This window comes from Reyranella soli (assembly GCF_007992495.1).
Classification (GTDB): Bacteria; Pseudomonadota; Alphaproteobacteria; order Reyranellales; family Reyranellaceae; genus Reyranella; species Reyranella soli.
In genome coordinates this window covers 1-630 of sequence record NZ_BKAJ01000402.1, presented here as the reverse complement: position 1 = coordinate 630, position 630 = coordinate 1, and the positions used below count along the sequence as shown (strand labels likewise).

The following is a 630-nucleotide window of genomic DNA, read 5'->3' as shown; positions in this document are numbered from 1 at the left end:
TAATTCCCTCGAGGAATGGCGCAAACAGGCTCAGCAGTACGTCGCTGTCCTTGCCGCCGCTGTACATGAGCGCAACCCGGTTGTGCCGCAGGAGGCGGGAGTAGTCAGGAAGTGGTGGCGCGTTGGTCATGGCCGCGGTCACAGCGAACAACTGCGTGAGTGGGTCGGGTTTACCGTAGCCGCCTGAGATGCCCTTTGCGCCGAGCTGGCGAGCGGCCCAAGCTACGCCGTCCATGGGTATGCCCAGGGTGTCGGCAATCGCTTCGCGATTTGGCGCCATGCCGTTCGCGTAGTTCCTAAGCATCTCGGGTGAGAGCCAGCCCATTGGCGTGGGGATCTTGAAGCCCTGATCAGACGGTGGGGCGATGCTGAAGCCAGGCGTGGCATTCGCGTCGCACGACCCCATCCAGAATGGCGACGATGCGATCGGCCGAGGCTTTCTCGGACCAGGGGCGTCGATGTCGTAATTCAACGGGGGCATAGTCGGGCGCACATCAGGATTTGCTCAGTAGCACATGCTGCGAGCCCACCTGTGCGGCCGGTTGGATGCGAAACGCCCGTTACTGCCCGGCGACGGCGATACCTCTGTGGCGCAGAGGCCAAGTCGCGCGCGAGTCGCGACTGAAGGGT

General features: G+C 63.3%; 1 protein-coding gene. It reads right to left on the bottom strand.

Annotated features, from left to right (window positions below):
• On the bottom strand, positions 1-472 hold a 472-nt coding region (locus tag RSO01_RS46990; protein ID WP_147157512.1), incomplete at its 3' end, for a hypothetical protein.
• Between the last annotated feature and the right edge of the window lie 158 nt (positions 473-630).